General features: G+C 55.6%; 26 protein-coding genes and 1 riboswitch. Of the genes, 15 read left to right on the forward strand and 11 right to left on the reverse strand.

The genetic code is table 11. From position 1 onward, the window contains the following. Together K3757_RS00945 and K3757_RS00950 are read left to right on the forward strand one after the other, a co-directional pair. Entirely contained in the window at nucleotides 1-780 is a 780-nt protein-coding gene (locus K3757_RS00945; protein ID WP_259998424.1) for a carnitinyl-CoA dehydratase, read from the forward strand. A gap of 71 nt (nucleotides 781-851) precedes the next feature. Continuing rightward, a complete protein-coding gene (locus K3757_RS00950; RefSeq protein WP_259998427.1) occupies nucleotides 852-2102 on the forward strand; it encodes a glycosyltransferase family 4 protein in 1251 nt (416 codons plus the stop codon). 8 nt (nucleotides 2103-2110) lie between these two features. Here K3757_RS00950 and K3757_RS00955 read toward each other — a convergent pair whose 3' ends face one another. Then, nucleotides 2111-3220, reverse strand: coding sequence for a polysaccharide biosynthesis/export family protein (locus K3757_RS00955; protein ID WP_259998429.1), 1110 nt, complete (start codon nucleotides 3218-3220; stop codon nucleotides 2111-2113). A gap of 481 nt (nucleotides 3221-3701) precedes the next feature. On the opposite strand from K3757_RS00955, the gene K3757_RS00960 reads away from it, so the two are divergent. The 8 genes from K3757_RS00960 (at nucleotide 3702) to K3757_RS00995 (ending at nucleotide 12120) form a co-directional block, all read left to right on the forward strand. Then, nucleotides 3702-4319, forward strand: a complete 618-nt coding sequence (locus K3757_RS00960; RefSeq protein WP_259998431.1) for a sugar transferase — start codon at nucleotides 3702-3704, stop codon at nucleotides 4317-4319. 138 nt (nucleotides 4320-4457) lie between these two features. Further along, entirely contained in the window at nucleotides 4458-6344 is a 1887-nt protein-coding gene (locus K3757_RS00965) for a nucleoside-diphosphate sugar epimerase/dehydratase (RefSeq protein WP_259998435.1), read from the forward strand. Between the two features lie 121 nt (nucleotides 6345-6465). Continuing rightward, nucleotides 6466-8628, forward strand: coding sequence for a YjbH domain-containing protein (locus tag K3757_RS00970; protein ID WP_259998438.1), 2163 nt, complete (start codon nucleotides 6466-6468; stop codon nucleotides 8626-8628). Further along, nucleotides 8625-9335, forward strand: a complete 711-nt coding sequence (locus tag K3757_RS00975; RefSeq protein ID WP_259998440.1) for a YjbF family lipoprotein — start codon at nucleotides 8625-8627, stop codon at nucleotides 9333-9335. Before K3757_RS00970 ends, K3757_RS00975 begins: the two co-directional genes overlap by 4 nt. 137 nt (nucleotides 9336-9472) lie before the next feature. After that, nucleotides 9473-9709, forward strand: coding sequence for a hypothetical protein (locus tag K3757_RS00980; protein ID WP_259998443.1), 237 nt, complete (start codon nucleotides 9473-9475; stop codon nucleotides 9707-9709). Nucleotides 9710-9811: 102 nt separating this feature from the next. After that, nucleotides 9812-10678, forward strand: a complete 867-nt coding sequence (locus K3757_RS00985) for an SDR family oxidoreductase (protein WP_259998444.1) — start codon at nucleotides 9812-9814, stop codon at nucleotides 10676-10678. Then, complete coding sequence (locus K3757_RS00990) at nucleotides 10679-11266, forward strand: exopolysaccharide biosynthesis protein (protein ID WP_259998446.1); 588 nt, start codon at nucleotides 10679-10681, stop codon at nucleotides 11264-11266. 65 nt (nucleotides 11267-11331) lie between these two features. Further along, the gene (locus K3757_RS00995; RefSeq protein WP_259998448.1) at nucleotides 11332-12120 is read left to right on the forward strand and encodes an ion transporter; all 789 of its coding nucleotides are present in this window, start codon (nucleotides 11332-11334) and stop codon (nucleotides 12118-12120) included. Here the strand turns inward: K3757_RS00995 and dxs are convergent. The 5 genes from dxs to K3757_RS01020 all read right to left on the reverse strand — a co-directional run bounded on the left by dxs (nucleotide 12117) and on the right by K3757_RS01020 (nucleotide 16535). Then, entirely contained in the window at nucleotides 12117-14045 is a 1929-nt protein-coding gene (dxs, locus tag K3757_RS01000) for a 1-deoxy-D-xylulose-5-phosphate synthase (protein WP_259998451.1), read from the reverse strand. The genes K3757_RS00995 and dxs overlap by 4 nt on opposite strands. A 10-nt stretch (nucleotides 14046-14055) precedes the next feature. After that, nucleotides 14056-14922, reverse strand: a complete 867-nt coding sequence (locus tag K3757_RS01005) for a polyprenyl synthetase family protein (protein WP_259998455.1) — start codon at nucleotides 14920-14922, stop codon at nucleotides 14056-14058. 2 nt (nucleotides 14923-14924) lie between these two features. Then, nucleotides 14925-15167: an exodeoxyribonuclease VII small subunit gene (locus K3757_RS01010; protein WP_259998457.1), complete on the reverse strand. Its 243-nt coding sequence runs from the start codon at nucleotides 15165-15167 to the stop codon at nucleotides 14925-14927. A gap of 160 nt (nucleotides 15168-15327) precedes the next feature. Then, nucleotides 15328-16029, reverse strand: a complete 702-nt coding sequence (locus K3757_RS01015; protein WP_259998459.1) for a response regulator — start codon at nucleotides 16027-16029, stop codon at nucleotides 15328-15330. Beyond that, a complete protein-coding gene (locus K3757_RS01020; RefSeq protein WP_259998461.1) occupies nucleotides 16026-16535 on the reverse strand; it encodes a MarR family winged helix-turn-helix transcriptional regulator in 510 nt (169 codons plus the stop codon). Before K3757_RS01020 ends, K3757_RS01015 begins: the two co-directional genes overlap by 4 nt. A 163-nt stretch (nucleotides 16536-16698) precedes the next feature. Here K3757_RS01020 and K3757_RS01025 point away from each other — a divergent pair, with 163 nt between their 5' ends. Next, nucleotides 16699-17568 (forward strand): branched-chain amino acid aminotransferase, encoded by an 870-nt coding sequence (locus tag K3757_RS01025; protein ID WP_259998463.1) that lies wholly within the window; start codon nucleotides 16699-16701, stop codon nucleotides 17566-17568. Between the two features lie 78 nt (nucleotides 17569-17646). Here the strand turns inward: K3757_RS01025 and K3757_RS01030 are convergent, their stop codons facing one another. Continuing rightward, complete coding sequence (locus tag K3757_RS01030) at nucleotides 17647-18594, reverse strand: cyclase family protein (RefSeq protein ID WP_259998465.1); 948 nt, start codon at nucleotides 18592-18594, stop codon at nucleotides 17647-17649. Between the two features lie 223 nt (nucleotides 18595-18817). On the opposite strand from K3757_RS01030, the gene K3757_RS01035 reads away from it, so the two are divergent. Then, a complete protein-coding gene (locus tag K3757_RS01035) occupies nucleotides 18818-19969 on the forward strand; it encodes an amidohydrolase (protein WP_259998467.1) in 1152 nt (383 codons plus the stop codon). A gap of 21 nt (nucleotides 19970-19990) precedes the next feature. Here the strand turns inward: K3757_RS01035 and cobO are convergent, their stop codons facing one another. The 3 genes from cobO to aroC all read right to left on the reverse strand — a co-directional run bounded on the left by cobO (nucleotide 19991) and on the right by aroC (nucleotide 22761). Continuing rightward, a complete protein-coding gene (gene cobO / locus K3757_RS01040) occupies nucleotides 19991-20590 on the reverse strand; it encodes a cob(I)yrinic acid a,c-diamide adenosyltransferase (protein WP_259998469.1) in 600 nt (199 codons plus the stop codon). 13 nt (nucleotides 20591-20603) lie between these two features. After that, nucleotides 20604-21581 (reverse strand): DMT family transporter, encoded by a 978-nt coding sequence (locus K3757_RS01045; protein WP_259998471.1) that lies wholly within the window; start codon nucleotides 21579-21581, stop codon nucleotides 20604-20606. A gap of 76 nt (nucleotides 21582-21657) precedes the next feature. Beyond that, nucleotides 21658-22761, reverse strand: a complete 1104-nt coding sequence (gene aroC, locus K3757_RS01050; protein WP_259998473.1) for a chorismate synthase — start codon at nucleotides 22759-22761, stop codon at nucleotides 21658-21660. Between the two features lie 90 nt (nucleotides 22762-22851). Then, nucleotides 22852-22951, forward strand: a riboswitch (TPP riboswitch). A gap of 34 nt (nucleotides 22952-22985) precedes the next feature. Between aroC and thiB the strand changes: the two genes are divergently transcribed. From thiB to K3757_RS01065, 3 genes are read left to right on the forward strand one after another with little or no spacing between them, the layout of a single operon-like run. Beyond that, nucleotides 22986-23963: a thiamine ABC transporter substrate binding subunit gene (gene thiB, locus K3757_RS01055; protein ID WP_259998475.1), complete on the forward strand. Its 978-nt coding sequence runs from the start codon at nucleotides 22986-22988 to the stop codon at nucleotides 23961-23963. Continuing rightward, nucleotides 23939-25510, forward strand: coding sequence for a thiamine/thiamine pyrophosphate ABC transporter permease ThiP (locus K3757_RS01060; protein ID WP_409202564.1), 1572 nt, complete (start codon nucleotides 23939-23941; stop codon nucleotides 25508-25510). Before thiB ends, K3757_RS01060 begins: the two co-directional genes overlap by 25 nt. Continuing rightward, complete coding sequence (locus tag K3757_RS01065) at nucleotides 25497-26195, forward strand: ATP-binding cassette domain-containing protein (protein ID WP_259998477.1); 699 nt, start codon at nucleotides 25497-25499, stop codon at nucleotides 26193-26195. Before K3757_RS01060 ends, K3757_RS01065 begins: the two co-directional genes overlap by 14 nt. Nucleotides 26196-26197: 2 nt before the next feature. Here K3757_RS01065 and K3757_RS01070 read toward each other — a convergent pair whose 3' ends face one another. After that, nucleotides 26198-26629 carry a 6,7-dimethyl-8-ribityllumazine synthase gene (locus K3757_RS01070; RefSeq protein WP_259998480.1) on the reverse strand — a complete coding sequence of 144 codons (432 nt, stop codon included), beginning with the start codon at nucleotides 26627-26629 and terminating at the stop codon, nucleotides 26198-26200. Between the last annotated feature and the right edge of the window lie 54 nt (nucleotides 26630-26683).

A 26683-nucleotide genomic window follows, 5' to 3' on the forward strand; every position in this document is an offset into this window, starting at 1 on the left:
ATGGACCCTATCAAACTCCGCCGTGAAGGCGCTATTCTGGAAGTGACGCTGGACCGACCCAAAGCCAACGCCATTGATTTGCTCACATCGCGTCGGATGGGAGAGGTTTTTGCTGAGTTCAGGGATGATCCAGAGTTACGTGTGGCGATAATTACCGGCGGTGGTGACAAGTTCTTTTGCCCGGGTTGGGATCTTAAGGCAGCGGCTGACGGTGACGCCGTTGACGGAGATTACGGTGTCGGTGGATTCGGTGGACTTCAGGAGTTGCCCGGCTTGAACAAGCCAGTGATTGCGGCTGTGAACGGTATCTGTTGTGGCGGGGGGCTAGAGCTCGCTTTGAGCGCAGACATGATCCTTGCTGCAGATCATGCGACATTTGCTCTTCCCGAGATCAGATCAGGTACTGTAGCGGATGCCGCAAGTGTAAAGCTGCCCAAGCGTATTCCGTACCACATCGCAATGGAGCTGTTGCTGACCGGGCGCTGGTTTGATGCACAAGAGGGTAAAGGATGGGGGCTGATCAACGAGATCGTTCCGGCGGGTGACTTGATGGATCGTACATGGGAACTGGCGCGGCTGTTGGCCTCTGGCCCACCGCTGGTTTATGCGGCGATCAAGGAAATTGTGCGGGATGCTGAAGATGCCAAATTTCAGGACACGATGAACCGGATCACGCGGCGACAACTGCGCAGCGTCGATACGCTTTATGCCTCTGATGATCAGATGGAGGGCGCGCGGGCCTTTGCAGAAAAACGGGACCCTGTCTGGACGGGCAAATAGGATATTTGCCAAGATCGGATTCAGTGGGTTATCTGTATTCTCTTTGAGACCATAAAAGGCTGTTTGACCTGATGAATATTTTGTTTGTGCACCAGAACATGCCGGGGCAATACCGCGAACTGGTGCAGTGGCTGGCTGAACAAGGTGAGCATCGGATCTATTTCCTGACCCAGCGCAAGAACCCTGCCAAGATTGCTGGTGTAGAAACGCGCATCTACGCCCCCCACCACGGCCCGAAAAAAGAAGCCTATGGTCTGAGCAAAGTTTGGGAAGAGGCAAGCGGCGCAGGCTTTGGTGCAGCGCTTGCCTGTCAGAAAATCGAAGCTGAGGAGGGGTTCAAACCCGATCTTGTGGTCGGTCATGTTGGTTGGGGAGAACTGACGTTCCTGAAACAAGTGTGGCCAGACGTGCCGATTATCGGCTTTTTTGAATACTACTACCGCCTTTTTGGCGGGCCCGTGAACTTTGACGAAGAAGAGCCTGTTAATGTTCATACGCCTTTTTTGCTTCAGGCGCGTAATACTGTCCCGGCGCTGAACATAACCACAGTGGATCGCGGTCTAAGCCCGACCAAATGGCAAAGAGACTGTTTTCCAGTTGAAATGCACAGCAAGATTTACGTTTGTCATGACGGGATTCGAACAGACAAGCTAAAGCCGGATCACGAAGCGCGAGTCAAACTTGGACGGATTGAGTCACCTGTCGGGCGCGGAGACGAGATCGTCACATATATGGCGCGCAACCTGGAACGGATGCGCGGTTTTCATAAGTTCATGCGCGCGTTGCCCGACATTCTTGAAGCAAGGCCCAACGCCCGCGTTCTGGTCATTGGCGGGAACGAGGTATCTTACGGATCAAAAAGCAAAAACCCGGGCGGCCTAAGGGGAGAAATGGAAGCCGAGGTTGGTGATCGCGTGGATTGGAGCCGAGTGCATTTTCTGGGGCAGGTGCCCTACGCAGATTATCAGAAAATAATTCAGATCAGCAGATGCCACATCTATATGACGATGCCATTTGTCCTTTCGTGGTCATTGCTTGAAACGATGTCCATGGAAGCCACTATCGTCGCCTCGGATGTTGCGCCTGTCCGTGAGGCAATGACGCATGGAGAAACTGGATTGCTTGTTGATTTTCACGATCACAAAGCGCTGGCGCGGCAGGTGGTCGAGGTGTTGGAGCGTCCGCAGGACTTTGCTCATCTTGGACCTGCTGCCCGCCGCCATGTGGTCAAACATTACGATTTTTTGACCAAATGCCTGCCAGAGCATATTGCAGAGATGAATGCCCTGCTGCCGCAGAGCAAGCATATCAGAATGCCGTAAGGCCTTGTTTAGTTTGTAGCTATATTGATCAGGCCAAAGGCGGAGCCGACAAGTCCGAATATGACTCCAACACTCGAAATCGGGCTTTCGCTCGCTAGAACAAGATCACCGGAGTGGATGTGGAAGTTGCGGGCTGAGAACAGTCCATCAGAATTGGTCAAATCGATGGTAAAGACGACACGTTGCTTTCGCGGGCCGCGCTGTCCGGCGCTTAGCGCTGACGCGGGGTATTCACGCAGGATAAGCACGCCTTTAGGGTTGGCGCGGTTGTCAGCTACACCACCCATGATGGACAGCGCATCAAGCGCCGATACCTTGTCGCGGTTGAAATCGAATTGGCTTTCCTTACCAGCGGCCCCAAGCGTGAGGAAATAGCGATCGTCTGCTTCGATAATGATCCTGTCGCCACCATTCAAACGGGTATCAAGCTTGGGATTTTCGAACAGCCGTTCGAGAGAGGTGCGATATGTTGTATGTCCGCGGACTAGTCTGACCTGAGGGTTAGTCAGCCCTTCGTTGACGCCGCCAGAGGCCGAAATTGCCGCAAGCACTGAAAAATTTTGATCCGGCATCTTAAGGTTGCCGGGTGATCGTACGCCACTAACCACATCAACCGAGTTGATGCGGCCTTCGGCCATCGACAATTGAACCTGTGAACCCGGTGCAACCGCTTCAAGCTGGCGCTGCAGTAACTCACGTGCGCTGTCTGGGGTGCGATCTGCTACACGTATTTTGCCCACGTAAGGAACAAATATTGTGCCGTTCGCTGAGACGCGGACCGCCGACAGATTTGTACTACGTGCGCCAGGGCTAAGCAAAAGCGAGTTTTCCGAGCTGTCCCAGATCACAACATCAAGGGTATCTCCTGCACGGATTATCTGAGCATTCGACCCGCTGCTATGGGAAAGCCAGCTATAGCTACGCTCACCGGTCTTAGGCCATTCGCGCAGGCTGGGCAGGAAAGCTTTGGTGATCGGATAGACCGCGAAATCAGCTTCGGCTTTGTCAGCGCCTTTTGTGATTTCGGACTGAATTGCTGCACCGCGTGGTAGGGGCCCGCAAGCCGTCACTGTGAGGCAAAGCACAATCCAAAGGATGTGTTTGGTCAACTTGATCATTTGCGCCACCGCTCACTTTTTCCTGATCCAACCTCAATCTTGCGCCTTGTGTCTGGCGGATTCAGGTCGGTTATTTCCGATCGCTACGATACTGGATGACGCCTCAACGTCAATCTATTCAGCATTATGTTTCCCATATTCCGCTATGATTGCCGTTGCAAGGAAGGCCTTTGGAGAAACGCGCCCAGCATTTATCGCTGGCAGCTCTCTTAGCATGACTGCGCGCTTCTGCGCCGCGCATACCGGTTTCCCCGTGAGAGGAGGTCGCATGTGTTTGCATTCTCCTTTTGTTCGGGCAAAAAGTGCGGCAGAACCGCCACAGTTATTCAAGTTTCATGCGCTCCATGGCGCAGCCGTTCGCATCTGTTTTTGCAAGTCTGATAACAGCCACCTTGGCTGTGACCCGAAATAGATCGGCGTCTTTCCCCCAGCGCCGCAGTAGGCAGTGCGATGCGACACCCACTCAAGGAGCCGGTCCACCATGACCCTGCGCAAACGCATATTCGATTTGTTCTTTGCTAGCCTGTTGGTGGTTATTCTCGGACCCGTGATCCTCCTGCTTGTGATTTACATATATCTCAAACAGGGCCGCCCTTTGTTCTATGTGGCCGAGCGTATGAAGACGCCCACCCAGCCATTCGGGCTGATAAAGTTCCGGACGATGACGGTTGTGGAAGAGGATCAAGGCGTATCGGGCGCTAACAAGGCGTCTCGTGTGACGCCGTTGGGTGCCCGATTGCGTTCCAAGAGGTTGGACGAATTTCCCCAGCTTTGGAATATTCTGAAAGGGGACCTGTCTTTCGTTGGCCCGCGCCCGCCTTTGCGGGAATATGTCGAGCGCTTTCCAGACATCTATGGCGAGGTTTTAAAATCACGGCCGGGTGTGACCGGGTTGGCGACGATAAGGTTTCACAAACACGAAGAGCGGCTTTTGTCCCGATGCAAAACAGCAGCGCAGACCGATGATGTCTATTGCCGTATCTGCGTGCCGCGTAAGGCTAAGCTGGATCTGATCTATCAGCGCCATCAGAATGTTTGCTACGATTTCGATCTGGTTTTTCAGACGATAGGAAACCTCTTTCGGCGGACAAAGGGCTAAACCCTTTGGAATCGGATGAAACGATATGAAACTCTACGAGATTCAGTTAGTATAGCGGGCATACAAGGCGCGATTGTTTTGGTGTGACGGATGTTGCGTCCATTTGCCGTCTGTGTGGTGAATTAAATAGGTCGGGTTATGTTGAACTGGATTAAGTCTCTCAGCAAGGTGAGCAAGCGCCGGATCATGTTGGTCCTTGACGGTGCTTTGGTGCTTGTGGCGCTGGTGATTGCATTTGAAGCGCAGGCCTTGCCCGGCGGCGTCATGGGTAATCTTGGCAGCTACATGTTTTTGATGCCCTACATGCTGGTCATTGCTGTAGGTGTGTCGGTCTGGTTTGGCATCAACGATATTCAGGTAAGTACCTATGACGGCACTTCGGTTGGTCTGACCGCGATCCATGCCTTCCTTCTGACTGTTGCCTCGGTTGCCTTTTCGGACGTTGCCGGGCTGAACCTTTCGTTTGGTCTGCATCTGGTTTTCGGACTGGTGTTCTTCTGCCTTGCCGTTGTTAGCCGGGCTGTCCTGCTGCAATTGGTTCTGGCTGCCTATCGTTATTCCAGCAAGCGGACGCGTGTATTGATCTACGGGGCAGGAACAACCGGCCTCCATCTTGTGAACGCGCTGCGTGGACATAAAACCATCGATGCTGTGGCCTTTATTGATGACAATAAGGGTTTGCAGGGCATGCGTGTGCAGCGTTTGCCAGTCTACCCGTCGATAAGCATCGAAGCGGTGGTGAAGGACAAACAGATTGACCGCGTACTTTTGGCCGTGCCTTCGTTAAGCCGGCCCAAGCAAGCGCAAATCGCGCGCAAGCTGGAGCGGATGGGGCTGGAGGTTCAAACCCTTCCTTCGTTTTCGGTATTGATCGGAGAGGAGGCGCTGGTCAACAAGCTGACACCGGTGTCAGCGCGCAGTTTCCTTGGCCGCGCTGAGGTCGCCCACCCGTTGGGCGATGCCAGTCTGAGCTTCAAAGACAAGGTTGTGCTTATATCCGGGGCTGGTGGGTCAATCGGGTCCGAGCTGAGCCGCCAGGTTATGGAATGCAAACCGTCAAAATTGATCCTGTTCGAGCTGAGCGAGCTAGGGCTGTACAACATCGATATGGAATTGACCGCCATGATCGAGCAAGAGGGCCTATCGATCGAGTTGATCCCCGTTCTGGGGTCGATCACCGATAGTCGCCAAGTGCGCAAATTGATGGCTACTCACAACGTCAATGTCGTTCTGCACGCGGCAGCATATAAGCACGTGCCGCTGGTTGAGGCGAACCCGCTTACGGGATTGGTCAACAACGTCTTCGGCACGCAGACGTTGGCCGAGCAAGCTGTCAACGCAGGGGTGGAGCGGTTCATGCTTGTCTCTTCGGATAAGGCTGTGCGCCCCACGAATGTTATGGGGGCGTCCAAGCGATTGGCAGAGTTGGTGTTGCAGGATCTGGCAAAGCGTCAAGGACCGGATGGTACCGTGTTTTCGATGGTGCGGTTTGGCAATGTGTTGGGATCTTCCGGCTCTGTCGTGCCGCTTTTTCAAGAGCAGTTGAGCCGAGGCGGCCCTCTTACGGTGACTGATAAAGGGGTCGAAAGGTATTTCATGACGGTGCAGGAGGCTGTTCAGCTGGTTCTGCAAGCCTGTTCAATCAGTCGCGGTGCAGAGGTGTTTGTGCTGGACATGGGCCAGCCTGTGCCGATCCTTCAGCTTGCCCGTCAGGTAATCGAGAGTGCCGGCTATGAAGTGCGGGACGCAGATAATCCTGACGGTGATATCGAAATCCAGATCACGGGTTTGCGGCCGGGCGAAAAGATGTCCGAAGAACTGACGTTGTCGAATGAGCTATACGGAACAACCTATCCCAAAATCTTTATGACCCGTGAAAACGGGCTTTCCCAGATTGAGATTGCCGGGGCTTTAAGGCGTTTGAGAGAAGCATTCGTTGCAAGCGACGAGGATATGGCGCGGGACGTTGTCCGCCGCTGGGTCGAAGGATTTGATGACGTGATGGTCAAAGCCGATGTGTCCTGAGACAGGGCGCAGATTTGTCACGTCAGGCCGTAATCCTGCCGGTTTTACTTCGGTATTATTGCGCTCGTCTGGCTGGCGTGCATTACTCCCTCAAAATATTTTCGGGCAGAGAGCAAAATCAATGCGTTTTCCTAAGATAACCGTCCTTGGTGCGTCCCTGTTGGGCTGCGCCGCATTCTGGCCTGTTGCTACGTTTGCTCAGGACGAAGATGCGTTTTTCAATTTGGCAGGGCGTCCAACACTCAACTTTTATGGTGTGCCGGGATTGATCGACATGCCATCTGCAGAGGCATTGCCCGATGGGCAGGTCGCTGTCGCAGTGTCCAACTTTGCCGGTCAAACCCGCACCACCCTGACGTTTCAGGCGCTTCCGCGTATTCAGGCCAGTTTCCGTTACTCCGGGATCAAGGACGCGGGCTTCAGCAGCTTTGATACCTATCGGGATCGGAGCTTTGACGTGCGGTTCCTTCTTAACCGCGAAAGCCGTTATTTGCCCGCAGTGACTGTCGGGCTTCAGGATTTCGCAGGTACAGGCATTTATGCGGGTGAGTTTATTGCGGCGACCAAGAACTTTTCCGGTGACCGCATTCCGGGCACGATCAAAGCGACAGTCGGTCTGGGCTGGGGGCGTCTTGGTAGTTCTGGTGGTATTGGGTCGCCGTTTGGCTCTGATCGCCCGTCCTTCACACCGGGTGACACCGGCGGAGATTTCTCAACTGACCAGTGGTTCCGCGGAGAGATGGCACCGTTTGCAGGCCTAGAGTGGCAAATCAATGATAAATGGGGCGTAAAAGCCGAGTATAGCTCGGATGCGTACACGTTGGAGACAAGCAACGGAAGTTTTGACCGCGAGTCCCGATTTAACTTTGCGACCGAGTATCAGGTTTCCGAGCGTCTGCGTGTTGGTGGCTACTATCTGTTTGGCTCTGAATTCGGTGTGAACTTGCAGATGCAATTGCACCCGAACCGGCCTATCACAAACATGCGTTTGCCGGCTCCGCGTCCCTATTACATACGGCCTAGCCGCCGCGAAAACCCTGAGTCCTACACTACCGATTGGTATGCGTCCCAAGAGGGTGGTTCAGTCCTCATCCGTGATGCGCTGATACCATTGCTAGAGGCCGAGGGCCTTACGTTGATCGAAGTGCGCACAAGCACTTCCGAGACCGAAGTGCGCTATACCAACGGGCGCTATGGCGCGACGGCCGTTTCCGTGGGGCGCGTTGCGCGTGTGCTTGCGCGCCTGTTGCCTGACTCGGTTGAAACTTTCCGAATTGTACCCGTTGTTGGAAATCTGGCGCAATCTGCTGTTGTCTTCCGCCGCTCCGATCTGGAAGCATTGGAGTTCTCCTCCGATGCGCCGGCCGCACTTTTGGCAGTCACCGGATTTGAAGGTGCCGCGCCGACATTGATCGGTAGCGCGCGCAACGAAGCTTTGTATCCCGCTTACAACTGGTCAATCGGACCCTACCTGAAGCAGCGCTATTTCGATGCCAATGAGCCAGTACGTTTCGATCTGGGCGTTGATATCACTGCTTCGTTCGAGCCTGCTCCTGGCTGGAAGTTGGCTGGTCGTCTACAGCACCGACTGACGGGCAATCTGGAAGATTCAGAGACTTCCGGTGAGTTCCTGTTGCCCCGTGTTCGTTCAAACGCGGCCGCATATGACCGAGGCGGCAGAACGACTGTCACGAACCTCTATCTTAGCAGGCAATGGAAGATTTCGCCTGATATCTATGCACGCGTCACCGGCGGCTATCTTGAGCGGATGTACGGCGGCATTTCCGGTGAGGTCTTGTGGAAGCCTGTTGCAAGTAGGCTCGCGCTTGGGGTCGAAGCCAACTATGTGAAACAGCGTGCCTTCGACGATTTGCTTGGTTTTCAAGACTATACAGTCGCAACAGGGCATGCTTCTGCCTACTACGAGTTCAAGAACGGGTTTACAGGTCAGCTTGATGTCGGGCGCTACCTTGCCGGAGATGTCGGGGCTACGGTCACGCTGGAACGTGAATTTTCGAACGGTTGGCGGCTTGGCGGATTCTTTACGCTCACCGATGTCTCAAAAGAAGAATTCGGCGTCGGATCCTTCGATAAAGGCGTAAAGCTGACAATCCCCGCAAGCTGGTTCATTGGCCGACCTACCAAAGATACAAGGTCGATCACAGTTCGACCTTTCGAGCGGGACGGGGGCGCGCGTCTGAGCACGCCAGGTCGTTTGTATGAGCAGGTCCGCAGCGGGCATCGCGCAGGATTGGTCGGTAACTGGTCTGGAGTATGGGAATGATCAACGTTGTACGACGCCTGACAGGTGCAGTTCTTGTCTCATCTTTGCTGCTTGGCTGTAGCTACTCTTCTCGGAACGATGAGCAGCCCAGTTCAGTCGACCAGTTGCGTGCTGTCGGGGCGCAGATTTTGTCGTCTCGCCGGGCAGGTCCCCCAGCAAAAACCGAGGTAACTGCCGATATCCTTTCGAAGATTACTGTGCCGGTGGTTCAGATCAATCCAGAGGTTTTCGGCGGCAGCGATTTCCTTACACGAGCAACTTCGCGTCGCGATTCGGGGCTCGGGACTGTAGAGGTGTGGAACTCCACTGATAACGCGCAAATTATTCTGCGGAATGGTGTGCTTGTGGGGACTCGTGGCATAGGTAGTGACATAATTGCAGCAGATGCTGACATGACGATCAGGGCTTTGCAGGCCGGGGCTACAACCAGCGGTACGCGCCGCTACACGATTTCTGATGGCGATGTGACGACAACCGACTACGTGTTTAGTTGCAATGTTCGCAACATGGGTGGCGAAAGAATTAGTGTTGCAAATCAATTATTTGATACGCGCCACATGCGTGAGGACTGTGTCGGTGGCCCGCAGCAGGCAGTGCGACTTAGCAATGATTATTGGGTGCAGCCTGGCTCTGGTTTGGTAAGGAAGTCTCGGCAGTGGGTAAGTCCATCCGCCGGCTTTTTTGAGATCATCGTGATTAGAAACTAGGCAAAGTTGCAACGGTAGGCGATAGTGCGCCTGATTTTTACCCCAGAACTCTTAAATATCATTGTTAAAAAAACATAGTTCTACTATCAAACGACCAAAGGGTGTATTCCCGACCAAACTTTAAAAGGAATTCGATAATGATGAAAACAGTATCCATCGCAGCTCTCGTGCTGGCGTCCGCAACAGCTTCTTTCGCTGGTTCTTTGAACACAACATACGAAGCAGAGCCTGTAGCACCAGTTCTGCCAGTAGCCGGTTCCGGCATCGGCGCACCAGCTATCATCGGTGGCTTGGTTGCTCTGGCAGCTGTTGGCGCTCTGATTGCAAACGACGACGACAACGATTCTGCACCAGATCACCCAGTAGAAGACTAAGTCTTAGTCTAATCGAATTTGTAAGCGGCCTCCCATATCGGGGGGCCGTTTCCATTTTGGGCCTACAGTTTGGATAGGGTCCACACTGAGGGTGGAGCGCATATGGACAAACGTCTTTTGTCGATCGGTCATGGTTTCAGCGCGCGGGCGTTGGCAAAGCGGTTGGTCCCCGAAGGCTGGCATATCGTAGGCACCACCCGAAGCGCTGACAAGATGGACGGGATTGCCGCTACTGGTGTTGAACCCGTATTGTGGCCGGGGAGTGATCTACGGCCCCTGATCCAAGAGTTTCCGAACATTCTGATTTCCGCTGGCCCTGGGCCTGACGGGGACCCTGTCCTCGCGGCTCTGCACGCGTCTTTTGAGCAAGCCGCGGACGGTATGAGATGGATCGGTTACCTGTCCACCACAGGTGTGTACGGAGATCATGCGGGGGGCTGGGTCGATGAGCAGACACCGCTTTCCCCCTCTACAAAACGAGGTCAGGCTCGGGTAGAGGCCGAAAGCGCATGGCAGTCTATTAGCAATCTACCGCTGCATATCTTTCGTTTGGCCGGTATCTATGGGCCGGGCCGGGGGCCATTTGAAAAGGTTCGCAAAGGCACAGCGCGGCGTATCATCAAGGACGGTCAAGTGTTCAGCCGTATCCATGTAGACGATATTGCGCATGGGCTTGAGTTGTCTCTGGCATCGCCCATGCCGGGAGCGATCTTTAACATGTGTGACGATGATCCAGCGCCACCGCAGGATGTGATTGGCCATGCCGCAGAGCTGCTCGGATTACCAACGCCGCCAGCAGTGGCATTCGAGACGGCCGATCTGACGCCAATGGCACGCAGCTTTTACGCCGAAAGCAAACGTGTTCGGAACGATCACATTAAGCGCGCGTTGGGCTGGGAACCCTCCTACGCTGATTATCGGAGCGGTCTAGCTGCCATGCTGGCGCAGAGCGGCAAAACCGAAAGCTGAATGAACAACCCACGCCACCGTGATCTGAATGATCTTCTCGACCGAGTTGCGACTGCGGCGCAAGGAACAGATCGGGTCAGCATCAGAGACGTGCTGAACGAATTGGGCGACAGATCCATTACGCCGGTCATTCTTGTTGTTGCTGTAATCCTGATTTCACCGATATCCGGCATTCCAGGTGTTCCAAGTATCTCAGCGGGTCTTATCATCATTTTGGCAGTTCAAGCGCTTGCAGGCCGACGGCATCTGTGGCTGCCAGATGTACTTTTGCGCCGCGAAGTATCAGGCAAACGCCTGTCATCAATGGTGGACTGGCTGCGCGGGCCCTCCCGCCTCGTAGATCGGCACACCAGGCCGCGACTAAAGGTTTTTACGAAGGGAGGCATGCGGTTTATCACGCTGTCCGCCTGCGCGATCATCCCGATCGGTTGGCCTTTTCTAGAGGTCTTGCCGCTCGTGTCGTCTACGGGGGCCCTTACGATTGCGCTGCTTGTTTTCGGGCTCTTTACGCGTGACGGCCTCTATGTGCTGGCGGGCTACGGCATGATCACGCTGACGCTTGGTGTTGCATCATATTTTCTATTGTAGGACTGCCTTGTTCCAGTGCCGGTGACGCGCCATATAGGCCATAACCTGCGGACGACGGAGCCCCCATGACCTTCACGAACAAACTTATCACTTATCTTGAATCTGACCGGGTACGGAATGTGATTCTTGGCGTTATTCTGTTTAACGCTGTGATTTTGGGGATGGAAACATCAAAGCCGATCATGGAACGGGCCGGTGATCTGATCGTAGTCTTGGACAAGATTTGCCTCGCTATTTTCGTGGCTGAACTGCTGGCAAAGCTGATTGCCTATCGCGCGCGGTTCTTTCGTGACGGCTGGAATATCTTTGACTTTGTCATTGTGGGTATTTCGCTTGTGCCGGTGGCACAGGGTTTCTCTGCGTTGCGCGCTTTGCGGATCTTGCGGGTACTGCGGGTTGTATCGGTGGCACCGCGTTTGCGCCGCGTGGTGGAAGGGTTTGTGACGGCATTGCCCGGCATGGCTTCGGTTTTTCTGCTCATGGCGCTGATCTTTTACATTGCGGCCGTGATGGCGACCAAGCTGTTCGGAGGTGCGTTCGATGAATGGTTCGGCACGCTGGGCCGGTCGGGGTATTCGCTGTTTCAGATTATGACGCTTGAGAGTTGGTCCATGGGCATCGTCCGGCCAGTGATGGAGGTTTACCCGCAAGCATGGTTGTTCTTTGTGCCGTTCATTATGGTCACAACCTTTGCTGTGGTGAACCTTTTGGTTGGTCTTATCGTGAACTCCATGCAGGACGCGCACCAAGAGGAATCAGTGGCAAGCACGGATGCTTACCGCCTCGAAGTGACCGACAAGCTTAGCGCGCTTGAGGCAAAGTTAGATGCATTGATTGCCGCACAAAAAGGCTAGGCGCGTTGGGCACCAATCTGTCCGATACCTAGCGTCTTCAGCACTTTTGCCACGATGTCTTCTGCGTTCATGCCAGCGACTGCATACATGTCTGCCGGACTTGCCTGATCGATAAAGATGTCTGGCAGCACCATTGAGCGATACTTCAGTCCGCTGTCAAAGACCCCCTCTTCGGCTAGAAGCTGCGCTACGTGGCTTCCGAATCCGCCGACCGCACCTTCCTCAACTGTAATGAGCGCTTCGTGGTTGCGCGCGAGAGACAAAATCAGGTCCTTATCGAGAGGTTTCGCAAAACGCGCATCGGCGACGGTTGGCGTGATCCCTTTTGCCTCAAGAGCTTCGGCGGCCTTTTCGACTTCTTCCAGACGAGTACCAAAGGACAACAGGGCGACGCGTTTGCCTTCGCGGATCATCCTGCCCTTTCCGATCTCCAGTGGAATGCCGCGTTCAGGCATATCTACGCCACGTCCTTCGCCGCGCGGGAAACGGAAGGCGATCGGCCCATCGTCATAAGCGGCGGCGGTGGCAACCATGTGTTTCAGCTCTGCTTCATCGGCGGCAGCCATCACTACGAATCCGGGAAGATTGGCAAGGAAGGCCACATCAAATGATCCCGCGTGCGTTGCGCCATCGGCACCCACCAAGCCAGCGCGATCAATCGCGAAGCGGACTGGTAATCGTTGGATCGCCACATCGTGCACGACCTGATCGTACCCGCGTTGCAGGAATGTGGAGTACATCGCGCAGAACGGTTTCATCCCGCCAGCGGCCAACGCTGCGGAGAACGTCACGCCATGCTGTTCGGCAATGCCGACATCAAAACACCGAGAGGGGTAGCGTTCCATAAACAGGTTCAGGCCGGTGCCATCGGGCATCGCTGCAGTGATTGCACAAATCTTGTCGTCTTCGGCTGCCAGTTGCAGCAGGCTATCGGCAAAGACGTTTGTGTAACTTGGCGCATTGCTAGGCGCTTTCTTCTGTTCACCCGTGATAACGTTGAACTTAGCGGTGGCGTGGCCCTTATCCCGCGCGGCCTCGGCCGGGCCATAGCCCTTGCCCTTTTTCGTCAGAACGTGGATCAGGATAGGCCCCGTCGCGCGCGCCTTGACGGTGCGCAACACTGGCAGCAACTGGTCCATGTCATGTCCGTCTATTGGCCCAAGATAGCTAAAGCCCAATTGCTCGAACAAAGTGCCGCCGACGGCCATGCCTTTCAGCATATCCTTGGCGCGCTTGGCGCCTTCACGGAACGGGTAGGGCAACAGGCTAACAGCGCCCTTCGCTGCGGACTTCAGTTCCTGAAATGGCTCCTCGGCGTAAAGTCGACTGAGATAGGCAGACATGGCGCCTACAGGCGGGGCGATGCTCATCTCATTATCATTTAGAATAACAATCAGTCGTTTTTTCAGGTGGCCCGCGTTGTTCATCGCTTCGTATGCCATGCCGGCAGACATTGATCCGTCACCAATGACCGCAATCGCATCGCCAAGGCCTTCTGGCACCACACCGCCCAAATCACGTGCCACGGCAAAGCCGAGTGCAGCAGAAATAGAGGTCGAGCTATGCGCCGCGCCAAAGGGATCATAAGGGCTTTCGGAGCGTTTGGTGAAGCCGCTCAGGCCGTCCTTCATCCGCAGCGTGCGGATACGGTCGCGCCGTTCCGTCAGAATTTTGTGGGGATAGCATTGGTGTCCGACGTCCCAGATGATTTTATCGCGTGGGGTGTCGAATACCGCATGCAATGCGACCGTCAACTCAACCACGCCTAAACCAGCGCCCAGATGCCCGCCCGTTTCGGAAACCGCTGAAACAGTCTCATCGCGCACTTCGCACGCAAGCTGCGTCAATTCGTGATCAGAAAGACTTTTCATATCCGCAGGGCGATTAATCCGGTCCAGCAAGGGAGTCTTCGGTTGGTCAGTCATATCATCGTCCCTAGCTTTTTCGCGCAACCACAAATTGGGCCGCTTCGCGCAGCCTATCGGCCTGCGTGCCATAAACAGATAGCACGTCACAGGCTGACGTCACGAGGGTTTGCGCCCGCGCTTTTGCTCCATCGAGTCCGAGCAGCGACACAAATGTGGCCTTGCCTGCATTTGCGTCCTTTCCAACGGCTTTGCCAACCATCGCGGCATCACCTTCCACATCCAGAATATCGTCTGCAATCTGGAAGGCGAGACCAAGATCGCGCGCGTAAAGCCCCAAGACGGTTGCGTCATCCCCCGCCATATGCGGTCCCACGGTGGTTGACCATTCAATCAGCGCACCGGTCTTGCCAGCCTGAAGTTCGGTGATTTGGGGCAGCGTCAAAGGTTTAGGTGACGTTTCCGCCGCGATATCCAGCGATTGGCCGCCGACCATGCCACGTATGCCGGACGCTGACGCAAGGCCGCGCACCAATGCGAGGCGCGCTGCATCCGTGCAGCCGACTCGCGTTACCAACTCAAAGGCAAGCGTTTGTAGCGCATCACCAGCCAACACTGCGGTGGCTTCGTCCCATTTGCGATGAACTGTCGGTTGACCGCGCCGCAAAGCATCATCATCCATACATGGTAGGTCATCATGCACGAGCGAATAGGCGTGCAGCGCTTCAATTGCCGCAGCCGCTGGTGCTGCGTCTAGCACATCTACGCCGTGCAGCCGGGCACTCTCCAAGACCAGAAACGCACGCAAACCTTTGCCGCCAGTAGAGGCATACAACATGGCATCGCGGATTGGCCCGTCGGTTCCCTCAAGCGCGGCAGAAATCTCCCGTGTCGCTAGTGCACCGGCCTCTTGTAGTGATTGGCTAAAAAGCCCCATTCCTAGAGACCCTCGACCGGTTTTAATCCCGCCGGGTTCCCGTCGCTGTCGAGCGTAATTGCTGCCACCTTCTCTTCAGCTTCTTTCAGCTTAGCCTCGCAGCGTGCTTTCAAAAGCGCGCCACGCTCATACAGCGTGATGCTTTCGTCCAGCGCCACATCGCCACGCTCCAGCTTGCCCAGAACCGTCTCAAGCTCCGCCATCGCAGCCTCGAAGCTCATCTCGTTAACCGGTGTATCGCTCATAGAAATCTCACTTGTCTGATGTCGCGCAGACCATAGTGCGCGAACCCTCCCATGACCAGCGCAGGGTTGGCTTCAATCCGCCTATTTTCTTTGGCTGTAAATATCCCGGGGGAGCCGACCCCGAATGGGGGCGGTGGGGGCTGGCCCCCTTTTGATATTGTTAATCAGGTGCAAGCATGTATCCAGCGCCTCGTACTGTTTGCAGATAGCGTGGCTGCTTTGGATCAGGCTCAATTTTACGGCGCAAGCGGGTGATTTGGACATCCACTGCACGTTCCTGCGCCTGTCCGCGGTCGCGTCCCAGTTCTTCCACTAGATTGGACCGGCTTAGGGCTTCACCCGGTTTGGCGGCAAATATTTTCATCAGCTGGATTTCTGTTGCTGTCAGTCTTACCAGCTCTTCACCTTCCCACATCTCGCCCCGCTCGATGTCATAGCGGATCGGGCCTAACGTAAGCACTTTTGGTGCTGTGTCATGGGAAGCGGGCTCTGGCACCCGCCGCAAGATTGCGTTGATCCGTAGCAACAGCTCTTTCGGCTCGAACGGTTTGCCAAGGTAGTCGTCGGCCCCGGCTTCTAATCCTTCGATACGGTTGTCGGTGTCGCCTTTGGCAGTCAGCAGCAATATGGGCGTTGTCATGGTTTCTCGTAAGGCGCGGGTCAGGCTTAGACCATCCTCACCGGGCATCATCACATCAAGAACAATCAAATCGAATTCCAGCCCGGATAGCAGGCGCCGCGCATGGGCGGCATCCCGTGCGGCAGTTACTAAGAAGCCGTGGCGCATCAGGAATTTCTGCAACAGGGTGCGGATACGCTCATCATCATCGACGATCAGCAGATGAGCGTCATGAGCGCTCATGGTGAACCGTCCTTGAGGCGTCCGTAGCTGCTGCGCATTTCGCTATCCATCATCGCCTCCAGCACGGTGCGAAATCCTGCAACGGCTTCGGGGCCTGCATCGCGGAATGCCGAACGCATTCGTGCACGCTGTGCGTCTGATAGGGTTTGTTCCAATGTCCGTCCCGCCTCTGTGAGGTTGAGATGCCGCTCACGTTTATCTTGGCGTCCCACCTTGCTCTCTACCAGACCATCGGCAATCAAAGTGCGCAATACACGGTTCAGCGATTGCTTTGTAACCCCGAGGATGTTGAGCAGGTTGTTCACAGTTGTTCCCGGCGCACGGCCGATAAAGTGGATCGCACGGTGGTGGGCGCGCCCATAGGCCATGTCTGCCAAAATCCGGTCAGGATCTGCGGTAAATCCACGGTATGCAAAAAACATCGCTTCAATCCCCTGCCTGAGTTGTTCATCAGTCAGAAACAGCAGTGCTTCCCCGCTAGAGGGGCTGGATGTTCGCCTGTCCATGGGTCGTCTCCTTGGAGTGTTGTGCGGGTGACTTTATGTCAGTGTTGTTGACACTCCAACCCTGAAAGGCTAGGCCATTCATAGTTTTGCGTAACTATATGTCTATAAATCGGACTTTTGCGCAATATGTGGAAAATATCGACACATTTCGAAAGGAAATAGTATGGCTGGCGGATATGATGACCGTGACGGGCACATCTGGATGGACGGGAAGATGATCCCATGGCGGGATGCCAATGTGCATATCCTGACCCACGCGATGCACTATGCTTCCTCTGTTTTTGAAGGTGAGCGGGCATATAACGGCAAGATTTTCAAAAGCCGTGAACACTCAGAACGCCTCAAGCGTTCTGCGCAAATGATTGATTTCGAAATCCCCTATTCCATAGACGAGATTGAGGCTGCGAAGGCTGAGGTTCTGAAGGCATCCGGTTTGCAAGACGCCTATGTGCGTGCTGTTGCTTGGCGGGGTGCTGGTGAAGACATGGGTGTCGCATCATCACGCAACCCTGTGCGTATGGCGATCGCAGCATGGGAATGGGGCGCGTATTATGGCGACGCCAAGATGAAAGGTGCAAAGCTTGATATCTCCAAGTGGAAACGCCCGTCGCCGGAGACCATCCCGAGCCATGCAAAGGCCGCGGGTCTTTATATGATCTGCACCATGTCCAAGCACGCGGCAGAGGCGAAAGGTTGCTCTGACGCGATGATGTATGATTACCGTGGCTATGTGGCCGAGGCGACGGGCGCCAACATCTTCTTTGTAAAAGATGGCGAAGTGCATACGCCTGACCCCGATTGTTTTCTCAACGGCATCACGCGTCAAACTGTGATCGGCATGTTGAAAGAACGCGGGATCACTGTGCACGAACGTCACATCATGCCGGAAGAGCTTGCTGGGTTTGAGCAGTGCTGGCTTACCGGCACTGCGGCAGAAGTCACTCCCGTTGGTCAGATCGGAGACTTTACCTTCGAAGTGGGTGCACTGACCCGTGACATCGCTGAAAGCTACGAAAAGCTGGTCCGTGCCTGAACTTGAATGCGGCCCCAAGCCGGAGCGTAGCTCCGGCTTGGGGCGTGGCGCGGCCGTCAGGCCGCGCAAACCCTTTATCTAATACAACGCAACCGGATTGATCATGGCTTGTACTGTGCCAACGATCCGGGGCTGTCCCAGAACGAACATGAATTCGTTCACGCCTTCGCGCAGCAAGGGACCAACGTTCATCGTTTCCAGAATGTAGATACCGTTTTCCTTCAGCAGGGTGACGTGCCCGTAGAAAACTTTGTCTCCTTGCGGTGCGGGGATTGGCTCTAAGCCCCATGTATCTGCACCAACGGCCATCGGGTTGAGTGAGGCGATGTAGACGGCGCCCTCGTTGTTCAGGCCCGGCTCGGTTCCGCCCCACGCTGCGGGGTCGCTTTCCAGCATTCCTTCGGTCCAACCGGTGTGAAACAGGATGATGTCACCTTCACCCATGGTCACGTTCTGCGCTTCTGCGGCTGCTTTGATATCTTCTGATCCGAAATGCTGGCCAGCAGCCATTACTTCAACGCCAGCATGCGCGGCCATATCCAGAATTACCGCGCGACCGACCAGTGGTGGCACCGCATGTGTGCCCAGCTTTGTCAGGCCCGTGATCGCGCTGATCTCTTTCTCGTCCAGACAGTTGTAATAGTGTCCGCCTTCGCCAAGGTGTCCCAATCCATCCAACTGGGATCCAATGCCAATCCACGTTTGCAAGATATCGTCGTTGTAGTTTCCTTCGTATCCGAAACCCGACAGTTTTTGGCCGCCCTGCTGATTGGGCTGCACAATTTGCAGACTAAGCGAGCGTGGCGGGAATGCCGGTGTATTCGGGCCTATCGCGATACCCAATGGCATAGACTTGCCTTGTTTAATCAACTTGGCTGCTTCCAGCGTTCGTTCGGGTGATACAAGGTTGGCAGATCCAAGCGTATCCTCTGCACCCCATTGGCTGGTTGAACTACAATCAGCTAAAGCGGCCCCAGAGCCAAACGTGAGCCCGAGACAAAGAGCAGTAATTTTTCTAAAATGCATTTTAATCCTCCACTTTTAGACAGGGCTGTCATCTTGTGGGACGATTCTCCCTGCCGGTGGAGCCACGCTAACACGAGGTACTCGCGTTGCGGGAATTTTTCATTTCGTCTCTGTTCGGGGCCAGAACCGTCCGAGATGAATATTGATATGGTTTTCCGCTTCGACCTGATAATCAGCGTTTGGCAGGTCCGCCGCCATACAGAACTTAGCAATTGGGGGCAGCATGCTTACAAATCTTGACCTTATGGAGCTAACCGCATTTCGACGCGATCTGCATCGCAATCCCGAATTGTCCGGTGAAGAGGTGGAGACCGCCCGCACTATCGCTTCCGCGCTAAAGCAACTGGCCCCGACCCGCATTATCACGGGGCTTGGTGGCCACGGCGTTGCCGCCGTTTTCGACAGTGGCGTTGAGGGGCCGACCGTTCTATTTCGTGCCGAGCTTGATGCGTTGCCAATCGCCGAGATCAACAATATTCCCTGGGCGTCACAAAGACCTGGGAAAAGCCATGTGTGCGGCCATGACGGTCACATGACAATGCTGCTTGCGCTGGGGCGTATGATATCGCGGCAGCCGGTTGCTAAGGGGCGTGTTGTGTTGATGTTCCAACCCGCAGAGGAAGACGGCAGTGGTGCCAAAGCAGTGGTCGCTGACCCGGCGTATAAAGACATTCAGGGCGATTGGGCCTTTGCTATCCACATCGAACCCGGACGGCCGTTCGGATATGTTTCGACATGTCCCGGGTTGATCAACTGCGCTTCGCTCGGCTTGCTGATCAAGCTGGTCGGTAAGACGGCCCATGCGGCGGATCCCGAAGATGGCGTTTCACCCGCACTGGCGGTTGCAAAGCTGTTGCCGGCTCTTGATGCGCTCGGGCATGGGGGGAAGCTGGACGACGATTTCCGGTTGGTCACAATCACGCATACAAGGATTGGAGAACCTTCCTTTGGCGTGGCACCGGGAGAGGCAGTGGTTTACGCAACGCTGCGCACTTCAATGGATAAAGGAATGGCGCAGATCGAAGCGGATGCACGCTCGATTGCTACCGCTGTTGCTGACGAATTCGAACTGGGCGTAGAGTTTGATGTTCAGGACAATTTCGCGGCGTCGATCAATCACCCTAAAGCATATCATGTCGCAGCAGCAGCGATGGATGCCATCAACGTACCTCACGGAGACACCGGCGTTCCGATGCGGGCGTCCGAGGATTTCGGTGTATTCGGGTGGGGTGCCAAGGCAGCAATGCTGTGCCTTGGACCAGGCGAGGATTTTGCCGCGCTTCATAACCCCGACTACGATTTTGCCGACGATCTAATCCCGATCGGTTCCGCCATATTCGAGCGGATCGCGCGTGATCTGCTAGGTAAAGCCTGACTTTTGCGTCACGCTCTTTTCTTAGAAATCGACACCGCGCTGGGCTTTGATCCCGGCTTTGAACGGGTGCTTTACTTCGGTCATTTCAGTGACAAGATCCGCAAATTCACACAGTTCAGGTTTGGCGTCGCGGCCCGTCAGAATAACACCAGTACGTTTGTCGCGGGCGTTCAGGCCGGCAATCACGTCTTCCACTGACAGGTAGTCATAGCGCATCGCGATGTTGATTTCGTCCATGACGATCAGGTCGTAGTCACCGCTTTCCATCATCTCGCGGCCCTTGGCGAATGCGGCTTGTGCTGCTGCAATATCGCGTTCCTTGTCTTGGGTGTCCCAAGTGAAACCTTCGCCCATAGTGTGCCACGTCACTTCGCCCAGCCGGTCAAAAAACTGTCGTTCGCCGGTTTTCCATTTGCCTTTGATAAACTGGACGACGCCGACTTTCTGTTTCCAACCCAAGGCGCGCACGACCACGCCGAACGCGGAAGAGGATTTTCCTTTACCAGCGCCAGTGTGCACCAGCACCAGACCTTTTTCGGGGTCTTGCAGCTCGGAAACGCGCTTGCGCTGCTCTGCTTGACGCTCTTGCATCTTTTGCTTGTGGTCGTTGCTATCGGTCATTGAGGGTCTCCAGTTATTCGGGGGTTCCTTGGGGCGGCACATTGGCTTTTGATTTGCTCCTGTCCAGCCCCAACTGCCGTTCTCGCCAGATAATGAGGACTCCGCCCGCAATAACAAGTGCCGCACCGCTTAGAATTGCTGGTGTGGGAAGCTCTCCAAAAACGACCCAGCCAATGAAGCTGGCAAAGATCATTGATGAATAATCGAAAGGCGCCAGCATCGAGGCCGGCCCGAAACGCAGTGAAGAGGTGACCAGAATTTGTGCAACCCCGCCAATGAGGCCAGCAGAGATCATAAAGCCCGTGACACGCCAGCTTGGTGTGACCCAGTCAAGCCCGGCCCAACCCGTCAATTCGCCCAAGGGGTAGGTCAGCAGGGACAGGCATGTCGCGGTAAGCGAAAAGTAGAACACAATTGCTGCAGTGTTCTCAGTTTGAACCAATTTTCTGACATGTATCTGGACCAACGCCCGCAGGATCGAGGCACCCACCACCATAAGCGCGCCGATGGTTGCTGTGCGCGTGACGGCGTCGCTGTCGAGGGACAGGCGCGGCGCCAAGACAATCATCACGCCAATCAGGCCAAGCGCTACTGCAGAGAGGCGAAACAGGCGCACCCGCTCACCCAATAGCAGCGCGGCGAAGAGAACCGTGAACATGGGTGTCGCATAACCGATTGCAGTCACTTCTGGCAGCGGCAGTAGCCCAAGCCCGCCAAAGGTAAGCGCCATCGCTGTGGTTCCGAAAAGACCGCGCCAGACGTGACCCATAAAGTTTTGAGCAATCAGGCCCCGGCGCAGATCATGCTTTTGCCAGAGCCAGATCAGGATCACCGGAAACGCAAAGAACGATCGAAAAAAGACAGCCTGCGGGGGGGGGACAGTCTCGGACGCGGCTTTGATAAGCGCTGCCATTACCATGAATAAAAAGAGGGATGACAGCCGAAGGGCAATGGCCGTGCCCGGCCTGTTCTGAGTCATATCCTGAGGCATGACTTTGTTTGCGCCTTCAAAAGCCAAAGATCAAGCAGGTGATTGAAACGCCGGAGTTTTTGGTGGTTTCGTGCCCTTAGCCGATGACGCCGCGGTTTTCGCCAACCTGGCCTCGGTGCAGCAGCAAATGATCCAGAATGACGCAAGCCATCATCGCTTCGCCCACCGGAACGGCGCGAATGCCCACGCATGGATCGTGGCGGCCTTTGGTGATAATCTCGGTATCTTCGCCTGATTTCGTGATCGTCTTGCGGGTGGTCAGGATGGATGACGTTGGCTTGACCGCAAAGCGCACGACGATGTCTTGGCCTGTGCTGATCCCTCCAAGGATGCCACCAGAGTGGTTGGAGGAGTAAGATGGCTGACCGTCTGGCCCCATAGAAATTTCATCTGCGTTCAACTCTCCGGTGAGCATGGCCGCTGACATGCCTTCGCCAATCTCGACACCTTTGACGGCATTGATGCTCATCATTGCGGCGGCCAGATCAGTATCGAGCTTGCCGTAAACCGGTGCGCCGATGCCCGCAGGGACGCCCCGCGCGGTGACTTCAATGATCGCGCCCACTGACGAGCCTGACTTGCGCAGCCCGTCCAAATAAGCGGCCCAGTCAGTCGCAGCTTTAGCATCCGGCACCCAGAACGGGTTCTGTTCGATCTGGTCCCAGTCAAATGCTTCGCGGTTAATCTGGTGCGGGCCCATCTGGACCATGTAGCCGGTGATTTCCACATTCGGGGCGATAGCTTTGATCGCTTCGCGTGCAAGGCCGCCTGCCGCCACGCGTGACGCGGTTTCGCGCGCTGAAGATCGGCCGCCGCCGCGATAGTCACGGATACCGTATTTCTGGAAGTAGGTGATATCGGCGTGACCCGGACGGAATTTCTCTTTGATATCGCCGTAATCTTTGGAGCGTTGATCGGTGTTTTCGATCATCAGCTGGATCGGCGTGCCTGTGGTGACACCCTCAAACACACCGGACAGAATCCGCACCTCATCCGCTTCGCGGCGCTGGGTGGTGTATTTGTTCTGCCCCGGCTTGCGCTTGTCGAGCCAGTGCTGAATCATTTCCGGCGTGATCGTCACGCCCGGAGGACAGCCGTCAACGGTGGCACCCAAGGCCGGCCCGTGGCTTTCGCCCCAAGTGGTCACGCGGAAAAGATGGCCAAAGCTGTTGATCGACATGTGGTGCTCCTTTGTCCCCTGCCTTAGCGGTCGCGCGGCGGTGTCTCAAGTGGTTTTGACTTGCTAAAACGCAAGAGGCAACTTAGCAGTAGCCCCACCTCGGGGGGCCATAGGCTGAGATGTATGTAGATACGGACCCGTTGAACCTGAACCGGTTAACACCGGCGGAGGGAAGGTCTGGAAATCTATCCAACGCTTTCTGACGCCGCAATTTGGAGGATGCTATGAAGTATCTCACGTTTGCGACTGCAACGCTTGCTGCCACAGCGGCATGGGCTGAAACACCCGAACTCATCGTTTATACCTATGACAGTTTTACATCCGATTGGGGCCCTGGCCCCGCAATCGAAAAGTCGTTCGAAGAAGCATGCGCCTGCGATCTCAAGCTTGTCGGTTTGGGTGATGGCGCGGCTTTGCTGGCCCGGTTAAAGCTGGAAGGCGCACGCTCGGACGCGGATGTGGTGATGGGGCTTGATACGTCTCTGATCGCGGCGGCCAAAGAAACGGGTCTGTTTACTGAAACAGCAGTGAACGCAGAGTACACGTTGCCCGTGGAGTGGAATGATACGGTTTTCGCACCTTATGACTGGGGATACTTCGCCTTCGTTCACAACAAGGATTTGACACCACCGGCGAACTTCAAGGCGCTGGGCGACAGCGATCTGAAGATCGTCATTCAAGACCCTCGGTCCTCAACACCGGGTCTTGGTCTGCTAATGTGGGTCAAAGCGGCCTATGGGGACGAAGCACCTGCAATCTGGGATGCACTGGCAGACAACGTGGTTACAGTGACCAAAGGCTGGTCCGAGGCGTACGGCCTGTTTCTGGAAGGTGAGGCCGACATGGTTCTCAGCTACACAACATCGCCTGCCTATCACCTGATCGCTGAAGAAGACGACAGCAAGGCTGCTGCTGAATTCGATGAAGGTCACTACATGCAGATCGAAGTTGTTGGAACACTTGCGGGTAGCGATCAGCCAGAACTGGCTGAAAAGTTTCTGAATTTCATGGTGTCGGATGCCGCCCAAGCGATCTTGCCAACAACAAACTGGATGTACCCTGCCGTCACCCCTGCTGCAGGTTTGCCAGAGGGCTTTGAGACGTTGACTGTGCCGACAAAAGCACTGCTGACACCAGCGGACGAAGTGCCCGAAATCCGTGAGGAAGCTTTGGCCGAGTGGCTCAAAGCGTTGTCCCGATAAATCCGGTCATTCTGAGCCGTAAGACTGGGATCAGCGCCGCATTTCTGGTGCTGGCGCTGATCCTTTTGGCGTTGATCGCTGTGCTAAGCCGTGCAGAGGCGGGCACCGGACTGGGCGCCGGAGACTGGGCCGCGATCCGCTTTACAGTTACGCAGGCGTTGTGCTCTGCGCTCCTTTCAGTTCTCTTTGCGGTGCCTGTTGCGCGGGCTTTGGCCCGGCGTCGGTTTGCCGGGCGTGTGGCGCTGGTCACGCTTCTAGGCGCGCCATTTATATTGCCCGTTATTGTTGCGGTTTTGGGACTGCTGACTGTCTTTGGCCGGAGCGGTTGGCTGAATGTCGGCTTGGAATTTCTGGGCTTTCCGACGGTCTCGATCTACGGGTTCCACGGAGTCGTGCTGGCGCATGTCTTTTTTAACATGCCGCTGGCAACCCGGCTTTTGTTGCAAGGCTGGCAGACTATTCCGTCAGAACGCTTTCGTCTGGCCGCACAACTGCGTTTGACGCCCTCATCAATGTTTCGTGCGGTTGAATGGCCGATGCTGGTCCAAGTCATCCCCGGCGCGCTGGCGCTGGTTTTTGTAATCTGCCTCACCAGTTTTGCCGTGGCACTGACGCTGGGTGGCGGGCCGCGCGCGACGACGATTGAGCTGGCGATCTATCAGGCCTTCCGGTTTGATTTCGATCTGGGGCGGGCGGCGTTGCTGTCGGTGGTCCAGTTGGTATTGGCCGGTAGTATGGCGCTTATCGCTTTGCGGTTTGTCCCGTCGATTTCTGTCGGCGGTGGATTGGACCGCGTTATGCCGCGTTGGGATGCGCGGGGGGGGATGCAGCGTTTGGGCGATGGCTTTGTGATCACAGTTGCCGCTCTTTTCTTGCTGGTACCTCTGGCTGCTGTGGTGCTGCGCGGGCTGATGGGGCTGCCGTCAATGCCGCCGACAGTTTACCACGCTGCTGGTATTTCCGTTATTGTCGCAGTGGCAAGCATCTTTGTTCTATTGGCGCTGGCATTGCCAATGGCAGGCTGGATTGTTGGCCGAAGGGCAGGGGGCGTTGAGGCGGTGGGTCTACTGGGATTGTCGGCATCTCCGCTGATGATCGGGACCGGATGGTTCATTGTGATTAATCCTTATGCGGACCCTTTTGATTTTGCCTTGCCTGTGACCGTCTTGGTCAATGCGATGATGGCGCTGCCCTTTGCCCTACGAATTCTGGTGCCGCCGATGCGTGATACAGTGCAACGCTATGGTCGGCTAAGCGCGATGCTGGGCTTGCGCGGGTGGGCTTTGTGGCGGGTGTTGTTGCTGCCTCGATTGCGCGCGCAAATCGGCTTTTCTGCAGGGTTGACCGGTGCTCTTTCCATGGGCGATCTGGGCGTTATTGCGCTGTTTGCTGATCCAGAACGGGTGACGCTGCCTTTGCAAATGGTACGGTTAATGGGCGCGTATCGTATGGATGCCGCAGCGGGTGCGGCCTTGCTGTTACTGGGGCTCAGCCTTGGGATATTCTGGATATGCGATAAAGGAGGGCGCTGGCGTGCTGAAGCTTGAAAATGCGCAAATCACCCAAGGCAATTTTCGACTGAGCGCCGATTTCACCTTGGAGCCAGCGCGGAATTACGCGGTGATTGGCCCATCTGGGTCAGGCAAGTCAACGCTGCTGGCGGCTTTATGTGGTTTTATCCCTCTGTCGAAGGGGCGCATGCTTTGGAACGGGACAGATATCACTACCGCAGCGCCCGGCGCACGCCCCATGACGATGCTGTTTCAAGACAATAACCTTTTCCCTCACCTCAGCGTTTTGCAAAACGTCGCGCTTGGCCTGCGGCCAGATGGCCGGATCAGCGCAACAGAGAAGACCGTGGTGATGGACGCGTTGGCGCGGGTGGACCTGTCGGATCATCTTCAGGCCAAGCCGGGCGCGTTGTCGGGAGGACAGCAAAGCCGGGTCGCACTGGCCCGTGTGTTGGTGCAGGCGCGGCCACTGGTACTGCTGGATGAGCCTTTTGCTGCGCTCGGACCGGCACTGCGCAACGAAATGCTGGATTTAGTACGTGTGATGGCTGCGCAGACGGGTGCGGCGCTGGTTATGGTGACCCACTCACCCGAGGATGTGCGGCGCATTGCCGATGAGGTCATATTTGTCGAAGGAGGGCGTGCCCACGCGCCCCGTCCGGCGGCAGCTTTGATGGATGATCCACCGCCGGAGTTGCGTGCTTATCTAGGCCAAGAATAATATCAGGCAGCCGCTGGTGTCACGATGGTCAAAGCGGCGCGCGCAGCCTCGCGCCCCTTTTCGACGAAATGTGCGCGATAGATCGCATTGTGGTGCTCGGTCTCGTGATAATGGTGCGGCGTCAATGATACCGACAGCACTGGCACGCCAGTATCCAGACCAACACGCATCAACCCGTCGACCACCGCAGCGGCCACGAAATCGTGGCGGTATATCCCGCCATCAACGACGAAGGCCGCGCAGATCACCGCGTCGTATTTTCCAGTCTTAGCGAGCTGCTGGGCCTTAAGCGGCATCTCGAAGGCGCCGGGCACATCAAAGACGTCAATTTGTGCGGAATCGATAAGGTTGGCGAAGCCTTCCAAAGCGCGGTCCACGATATCTGCATGCCATTGTGCTTTGACAAAGGCGAAGCGGGCGGGGGTGTCTGTCATATTGATCTCCTTCAGGTTCAAACACGTCCACCCAAGGCGATCACAAGCCTTTGG

Origin of the sequence: Sulfitobacter sp. S223, assembly GCF_025143825.1 — a bacterium.
Taxonomy (GTDB): Bacteria; Pseudomonadota; Alphaproteobacteria; order Rhodobacterales; family Rhodobacteraceae; genus Sulfitobacter.